Source organism: Bacillus sp. S4, from assembly GCF_040838205.1.
GTDB classification, from domain to species: domain Bacteria; phylum Bacillota; class Bacilli; order Bacillales; family Bacillaceae_G; genus Bacillus_A; species Bacillus_A cereus_U.
Genome location: NZ_JBFPJI010000148.1, coordinates 1 through 7,965 on the forward strand (window position 1 = coordinate 1; position 7,965 = coordinate 7,965).

Genomic DNA, 7,965 nt, shown 5'->3' on the forward strand with positions numbered 1-7,965 from the left:
AAAAAAATATAAATTTTAATCGTTTTATTTGGTATAATGAGTGAGAATGATAAGGTGAAATATTAAGATATTTTTATACATAGTAAGGAGAGAACCGAAAAGAATGGCACATAAAATTTTAGTTGTAGATGATGCGATGTTCATGCGAACAATGATTAAAAACTTGTTAAAAAGTAATTCTGAATTTGAAGTTATCGGTGAAGCAGAGAATGGGGTAGAAGCGATTCAAAAGTATAAAGAGCTTCAACCTGATATTGTAACACTAGATATTACGATGCCTGAAATGGACGGACTTGAAGCATTAAAAGAAATTATGAAAATTGATTCGAGTGCAAAGGTTGTCATTTGTTCCGCAATGGGACAACAAGGTATGGTGTTAGATGCGATTAAGGGCGGGGCAAAAGACTTTATTGTAAAGCCATTCCAAGCGGATCGTGTTATTGAAGCTTTAACAAAAGTAGCAAACAGCTAATATAAGGGGTGCCACAAGGAATCAAAACAATGATAGTAGATAGATATGTGGCCCCTTTTTTTCTTGTTTTAAAACACTAAATTGTTATACATAAATGAAATGTTTGTTAGACAGGTAGGGGATTAAAGTGCAAACAGATCTATTAAATATATTTTTTGAAGAAGCAGAAGAACATTTACAGTCGCTAAATGAAAATGTGCTAAATTTAGAACGGAATCCTGCCGATATGGGTGTTGTAGGAGAAATATTCCGCTCAGCTCATACATTTAAAGGTATGTCTGCGAGTATGGAATTTACAGAAATGGCGGATTTAACGCATAAGATGGAAAGTGTTTTAGACGAAATCCGTCATGGAAATATGATGGTGAATGCTAATATTATTGATGTTGTTTTTGAATGTATTGATAATTTAGAAAAGATGGTTGCAGATGTGCAGCAAGGCGGAATGGGTAATATAGATGTTGTATCAACGAAATTTAAATTAGAAGCATTATTGAACGGAAATGTAGAAGCTTCTATGGAAAATGCAGAGCAAAGTAGTATAAATAATGATGATACAGTTTCGCATGAAGTATATATAACTGTTGAACAACAAGCTATTTTAAAAGCAGTACGTGCCATTATGTGTATTGAAGCATTACAAAATTTAGGTAATATACAAAAAACGGTTCCAAGCATTGAAGAAATTGAAGCGGATGCTTTTGGATTTGAGTTTACAGTATATATGAATACCGATCATAGTGTTGAAGAATTGAAACGAGTAGTGCTTCATGTTTCTGAAATTGAGAAAGTAGAAGTGAAGCAAGGTAGTCATAAAGTACAAGAAGGCGTACAGGTGGAAGAAACGATTCAACAGGTTGAAACCAGACAGCTGGAGTCATCGTTAGAACTGCCAATTCAACTGGTGAGCAATACGTCAACTAAACGTACTACAAAAACGAAAAATGCTAAAGTGGAGAATCGTTCTATTCGTGTTCAGTTAGAAAAAATCGAAACATTAATGAATATGTTTGAAGAAAGTGTAATTGAGCGTGGACGAATTGATGAATTAGCAGAAACGATTCAAAATAAGGAGTTAATCGAGCATTTAAATCGATTAGGGGATATTTCAAAAGATATTCAAAATGTACTATTAAATATGCGTATGGTACCAATTGAAACAGTTTTCAATCGTTTCCCGCGTATGGTACGCATGTTAGCGAAAGATTTAGGGAAAAAAATCGATTTACAAATTACAGGTGAAGATACTGAAGTTGATAAAATAGTTATTGATGAAATTGGTGATCCACTCGTTCATTTAATTCGTAATGCAATTGATCATGGGATTGAGACTGTTGAAAAACGCCGTGATGCCGGCAAAAATGAAACAGGTACTATTAAATTAGAAGCGTTCCATAGCGGAAATCATGTCGTAATTCAAATTACTGATGATGGAAACGGTATTTATAAAGAGAAAGTATTAGAAAAAGCGATTAAAAATGGTGTTATAACAGAAACAGAGGCAAATAAATTAACGGATCGTGAAGTGTATGATCTTATTTTCCAACCAGGATTTAGTACAGCTGAAGTTGTGTCTGACCTTTCTGGACGTGGTGTTGGATTAGATGTTGTTAAACATACGATTCATAGTTTAGGTGGGCATTTAATTATTGATTCTGAGGAAGGAAAAGGAAGTACATTCAGAATTGAACTTCCGTTAACATTGTCTATTATTCAATCAATGCTTGTTCAAACAAACGATACGCGTTATGCGTTGCCTCTCGGTAATATAGTCGAAGCGATTCGAATTCAAAAGGAAGATATTCAATCGTTACAAGGAAAAGACGTTTTAAATTATCGCAATCAAATTATTGAAGTAAAACATTTAAACACTGTATTTGGTGAAAAAACAGTAGATGATGCGTTTGCATCATATGATAGTCAAATGGTTCCTGTATTAATTGTTCGTAATTCACATCGTAGCTATGGACTTATTGTCAACACAATTATCGGTCAAAGAGAAATAGTCTTAAAGTCATTAGGCGACTTCTTTGCAGAGAGCTCTAACTATTTCTCTGGTGCGACAATTCTCGGTGATGGACGAGTGGTCCTCATTTTAAACCCAGAAGGTTTATAATAGGAATGAAGGAAGCTCCCCACTTGTATACAATTGGGGAGCTTTTTGGTTAGAACTATTCATTGAGTGTGTAACAATAGTCGTTTGCAAATATTGTGGGAATAATACGTTTGATAAATATAACGAGTGTAATAGAAAGTTTATATCGTTGAAAGAAAAACAGAAATGAGGAGGCAGGGAAAATGCCTGAGCAACACACAAAAGGGGATACGAGCACGATTGTGCTAGAAAAAGAAAATGAGCATTTAACGCCTCAAGAATGCGATATTCTTGGCGAGATTGCAAATATATCATTTGGTTCAGCTTCGACTGTATTATCAACAATCTTAAATAGGCAAGTAAGTATTACTGCTCCTCATATTGAATTGGTGGATTTATATGATACAAGTAATGTTGAAATTCCGCATGTTGTATTAAATATCCATTTCACAAAAGGATTAGATATGGAAAATCTACTTGTCTTAAAGCAAGACGTCGCTTTATCTATTGCAGATTTAATGATGATGGGAACAGGGGTAGTTGAAGAAGGGAAAGAGCTTAGTGAATTAGAGCTAAGTGCAGTACAAGAAGCAATGAATCAAATGATGGGATTCGCAGCAACGTCTATGTCGGAATTCTTCCAGGATACAGTGGATATGTCCCCACCTACAATCAAAATTGTGAAACTTAAGGAAGAGATGGAGAAAATCTCTAGTATTAATGGAAGTAATGTAATTGTTAAAGTATCGTTTGAATTAAAAATAGATAATCTTATAGACTCTAAACTTGTACAAATTGTTTCAGTTGAACATGCGAAACAAATGATAAATAAATTATTACAATTATCTGGTGGTGTGGAAGAAGGAATAGAAGAGCAGACGGAAGTGGCGGAAACTGAGGTTGTAGAAGAACATGTTGAGAAAGAGCAGTTAACACAAGAAGAGAAAGATGTGCTTGGTGAAATTGCGAATATTTCAATTGGTTCGGCTTCAACCGTACTATCGACGCTTTTAAATCAGCCTGTTTCTATTAGTACACCAAATGTAGAGGCAATTAATGTTCGTCATTATGACGGAGTGCCAGTCCCATTTGTTATATTAAATGTCGATTTTGTTGAAGGATTAAAGAATGAGAACGTATTCGTATTTACGAAAGATGTTGCTTTAACAATGGTAGATTTAATGATGATGGGAACGGGTGAGATCGATCCGGATAAAGAACTAAGTGAATTAGAGTTAAGCGGTATTAAAGAAATCATGAACCAAATGATGGGGCATGCTGCAACAGCAATGTCAGAAATATTTAAAGAAAAAATGGATATGACACCACCAGATGTTAAATTTGTTTCGTTAAAAGAAGAAATGGAATATTTGGGAGAAGCGATGGAAGTGGACGAGCTCGTTCAAATTACGTTTAACATTGAAATTGGTGACCTTCTTCAGTCAAAGATGTATCAAATACTACCAATATCAGAAGCAAAAGAAATGGTTAGACGACTTCTTTATCCGATGATGGAAGAGCAAGAAGTAATAGTTGAAGAAGTTATTGAAGAGGAAGAAATTCCTGCACCAGTCATACAGCCGATTGAATATCAAGAAGTTAAACAGGTAGAGCCAGTGTATATGGATGCATCTATTCTACAAAATGTAGAAATGAATGTTAAATTTGTATTTGGAAGTACAGTGAGGACAATTCAAGATATTTTAAGTTTACAAGAAAATGAAGCGGTCGTACTGGATGAAGATATTGATGAACCAATTCAAATTTATGTGAACGATGTATTGGTTGCTTATGGAGAGCTTGTAAATGTAGATGGATTTTTCGGAGTAAAAGTGACGAAATCGCTATAGGAGTTTGAACAAATAGATGAAAAACGTAAAGTTTTTTCTAGTGAGTTTGCTATTTTTACATATATGTACTTTCTTCCCGTTGCAAGGGCAAGCGGAAGAAATAAGTGTACAAGAGCAAAATGTAAGTGAAGTGAATGAGCAAGAAGAGCAAAAAGAGCAAAATATAAAAGATCGGGAACAGTCGGAACGAACGGAAATACCCCCGGTTGAAGATGAAAAAAAAGTAGTAGAGAATGAGCAGGAGAAAGAACAACGAGAAGAAAGAAAGATAGAAACAGACCGAGGAATTATTACAGTTAATAAGCAGGAATTACAGGTTGGCGAAGAATTGCGAATTGCTGTAGAGCCAAATGAAAAAAATACTCAAAGTGTAAAAGGTGTATTGCAATTACAAAAAAATGGTGAGCAGTACAGACAGGAAAGAGTAATATCTTTCGAGTATGAAGAAGAAACGAAACGATGGATCGCTAATTACAAAGTCGGAATATATGATTTGCAAGGTGATTGGAACCTTCAGCTCGTTGAAAGCTATAAAGAAGATGAGAAGGAAGAAGTAGTAGAGAATGAATTAAATGTTCCGCTCATTCGAATTAATAACAAAATACCCACTATAGATAAAGAATTGCCGAAGTTAGAGAAGGTTACTATTGATGAGGCGAAAGAGAACTTTATTGAACGGAAAAAGGGAGAATTTGTTTATATACGAGTAAAAGCGGTAGATATAGAATCAGTTGTTAATGAAGTGCGAGTTATATTAAAAGGAAAAGAAGAAGGTAACGATATTACTTTTTTATTAGACTATAATAAACACGACCTGGATTGGCAGAAACAAATTGAAATAACAGAAGCGTTACCTAGTGGTCCGCACCAACTTATTGTGGAAGTAACAGATGCGGCAGGTAACAAGCTTGTGACAGAGAGTGAATATATCATTTCTATTATCGAACAAAAAGTGGAAGATAATGAAAAGATAGAAGAACATGAGAATCAAAATAAACTAGAAGATAAGAAAGAAGCTGAGAAGCAGGAAGATTCGAAAATAGCGACTCCGCTTCCGGAAGAAAAACTTCTAGTTGTTCAAATTCCAAAGCAAGACGAGAAAGTAAACTATTTTATAAAAGAGCCGTTGAAGGAGAAAGAGGAAATCAAATACGTTATAAAAGAGCCATCGACAGACAATAAGGAAGTAAATAATGTGAAGGCTCCTAAAGAGAAAAAAAGTAAAAATGATGATCAAGTTGTTTCTAAAAAGAAAGAGAAAAAAGAAGAAAAAAGTGAACAGGGAGTACAAGCCTCTAATGTGTTTGCTATTATGTCAGGATTATTTGTACTATTTTTAGTTTTAAAGAGTAATAAAGAGTGGGGCTAATAATTTGATAGTAGTGGAGGCGCTTAAATGGAAATTAAACGTACTACAATTGAAAATAAGACGCTACACCCATTAAAACAGCCTGCAGCTATTTCAGAACATGAAATTCAGAAAGAACGAAAACAAAGTAACCTTGTGTTTACGGGGCAGTCCCAAATCATTTCGAAAAATAATGAAATAGGGATTATACTTGCGAGTTTAGGTGATGGAAAGATTGTAAAAGAAATGCTTTCTAAAGAAATGGATACAGTGTTGCAGTTGTTTTCAAAGCTACATATGTTGTCCGAGGAAGGAAAGCAATCGGAAAAAATATATGAACAGATTGTTAGAAGTTTGCATGGGCTTATTAAACAAGCACATATAAAGGGAGTTCCGTTATTAGACGGAACGTATGATTTTGCTGAAGTGCAGCTTTCGTTTGGAAGAAAAGTGCATATTCCGTTACTTGATGTAAGTGCGCTCATTTTTAGAGTGGAACAAGATACATCAGAAGGAAATACGAATTTAATGATCACAGTTATTACAGCTTACATGACAAAATTGTCTAACGAAACAATTTTAATTAGCGGTACGGATCGCATTTCTAAAGAACGTGATGCAAGTGTGTGGAGAGCACTTGCAGAAATGAATATGACGCAATTATCGCATGCGTTGAAACATACGATTCAAGAGCATAAATGGTCTGTTACAGCTCTATTTCTCTTTATATGGGTTATAGGTATTATATTGATTCGTATTATATAATAAAAAAAGGTCGTCATTTCAATTATGACGACCTTTTTCTATATTTTTTCGTAGAAGAATGTATCAAAACGCTGAAGGTTGTAGCGTTCGGGTGTTAAAATTTGTTCTGTGCTACCAACGAATAGTACGCCGCCTTTTCGTAAAGAACGACTAAATTTTTCATAGAGCTTTATTCTGGCTTCTTCTGTAAAGTAAATCATTACATTTCGACAAATGATTAAGTCGTAGTTCGTATCAAATGTCTGCATTAATAAATCATGTTGTTTGAATGTAACTTGCTGTTTAATATTTTGATGCAATATATATGTATCATCTTCTTTTGTGAAATGACGTTGTTTTAAATCATTAGGTAATTCTTTCAAAGAGCGTTCGGTATATTGACCACGTTTTGCAGTTTCTAAAACATGAAAATCAAGATCCGTTGCTTGAATATTATAACGAAATGGAGCTAGATGCTTCGATAATATTAAAGAAAGCGTATATGGTTCTTCACCGGCAGCACAAGCAGCACTCCAAATTTTTAATTTGCCGTTATTTTGTTCAAGTAGCTTTGGTAGAGCTTTTGTCTCTAGTGTTTGCCAGCGTTCTTTATTTCTGAAAAACTCTGAAACGTTAATCGTAATGTAGTCAATAAAACTTAAAAATAATGTTTGATCGGTGCGTAAACTGTTTAAAAATTTTATATAATTGTCAAAACCTTTTCTTGAAATGAAAGCATCGATTCTTCTGCGCATTCTATCTTGCTTATAGGAAGCGATATCCATATTAAATAGCTGTTTAAAACTCGTAATAAAATGATCATAATCTTGTTCAGTTTTCATATTTACAATAGGCACAATAACGATATTGTGCCTCCCCCTTTACATCATACGAATTTTTTGTTCAAAGCTTTTTTTCATCTGCTTTTCATGTAAGCCTGGTAAATCATAAATAACGGCGTCAACTCCTGCTTCTTTTGCAATGTCAATAGGAATGACAGACGTATGTTTATCCCCATTATAAAAACAGAGAACTAAATCAGTATCTTCGACAATTTGCTTTACAAAAAACATATAATCTGATCGATAAATGGAGTCGGAAGGATGATCAAAAGCAATATATTCAGCCCCGTGTTTTTTTAAATAATCAACGACTTCTTGAAATTCGTCTGTTAATACATGTAACGGTTGTAGCGTATAAAGGCATAAATTTTGAGCGAGTCTTTCGTTTTCAATGAAAAAACGAAGAACTTCATTTTCAATAGCTTTATAGCATAATATGTAAATTTTATGTTTGTGAGCATAGTCAATTAAAAATTTTTTTATTTCTTCTTGATCTAATGCTGTTAATTGATTTGAACCACAAAGAAAAATATTCATAGATTTGTGCCACCTCATGCTAAATTGTAACATATCTTCTATAAAAAATAACTGCAAAATATGAGTGTTCAGAGTAT

Annotated in this window: 7 protein-coding genes; 5 read left to right on the forward strand and 2 right to left on the reverse strand. The window is 34.0% G+C overall.

The features are described 5' to 3' along the window. The first annotated feature begins 103 nt into the window (after window positions 1–103). The 5 genes from AB3X48_RS14270 (at window position 104) to AB3X48_RS14290 (ending at window position 6,530) form a co-directional block, all read left to right on the forward strand. Window positions 104–472, forward strand: coding sequence for a response regulator (locus tag AB3X48_RS14270; protein ID WP_000940577.1), 369 nt, complete (start codon window positions 104–106; stop codon window positions 470–472). Between the two features lie 127 nt (window positions 473–599). Then, window positions 600–2,588: a chemotaxis protein CheA gene (locus tag AB3X48_RS14275; RefSeq protein WP_016104380.1), complete on the forward strand. Its 1,989-nt coding sequence runs from the start codon at window positions 600–602 to the stop codon at window positions 2,586–2,588. 182 nt (window positions 2,589–2,770) lie between these two features. Then, window positions 2,771–4,417, forward strand: a complete 1,647-nt coding sequence (locus AB3X48_RS14280; RefSeq protein ID WP_016104381.1) for a flagellar motor switch protein — start codon at window positions 2,771–2,773, stop codon at window positions 4,415–4,417. 16 nt (window positions 4,418–4,433) lie between these two features. Then, window positions 4,434–5,786: a transglycosylase gene (locus AB3X48_RS14285; RefSeq protein ID WP_256415931.1), complete on the forward strand. Its 1,353-nt coding sequence runs from the start codon at window positions 4,434–4,436 to the stop codon at window positions 5,784–5,786. Between the two features lie 27 nt (window positions 5,787–5,813). Beyond that, the gene (locus tag AB3X48_RS14290) at window positions 5,814–6,530 is read left to right on the forward strand and encodes a hypothetical protein (RefSeq protein WP_016104383.1); all 717 of its coding nucleotides are present in this window, start codon (window positions 5,814–5,816) and stop codon (window positions 6,528–6,530) included. A gap of 38 nt (window positions 6,531–6,568) precedes the next feature. Here AB3X48_RS14290 and AB3X48_RS14295 read toward each other — a convergent pair whose 3' ends face one another. Next, entirely contained in the window at window positions 6,569–7,351 is a 783-nt protein-coding gene (locus AB3X48_RS14295; RefSeq protein WP_016104384.1) for a CheR family methyltransferase, read from the reverse strand. A gap of 39 nt (window positions 7,352–7,390) precedes the next feature. Beyond that, entirely contained in the window at window positions 7,391–7,888 is a 498-nt protein-coding gene (locus AB3X48_RS14300) for a flagellar motor switch protein FliG (RefSeq protein WP_002201059.1), read from the reverse strand. Between the last annotated feature and the right edge of the window lie 77 nt (window positions 7,889–7,965).

Excerpts from the sequence above, each read along its gene's own strand:
- AB3X48_RS14270 (WP_000940577.1), top strand. The coding sequence starts at position 104 with ATGGCACATAAAATTTTAGTTGTAGATGATGCGATGTTCATGCGAACA.
- AB3X48_RS14280 (WP_016104381.1), top strand. The coding sequence starts at position 2,771 with ATGCCTGAGCAACACACAAAAGGGGATACGAGCACGATTGTGCTAGAA.
- AB3X48_RS14285 (WP_256415931.1), top strand. The coding sequence starts at position 4,434 with ATGAAAAACGTAAAGTTTTTTCTAGTGAGTTTGCTATTTTTACATATA.
- AB3X48_RS14290 (WP_016104383.1), top strand. The coding sequence starts at position 5,814 with ATGGAAATTAAACGTACTACAATTGAAAATAAGACGCTACACCCATTA.
- AB3X48_RS14295 (WP_016104384.1), bottom strand. The coding sequence starts at position 7,351 with ATGAAAACTGAACAAGATTATGATCATTTTATTACGAGTTTTAAACAG.
- AB3X48_RS14300 (WP_002201059.1), bottom strand. The coding sequence starts at position 7,888 with ATGAATATTTTTCTTTGTGGTTCAAATCAATTAACAGCATTAGATCAA.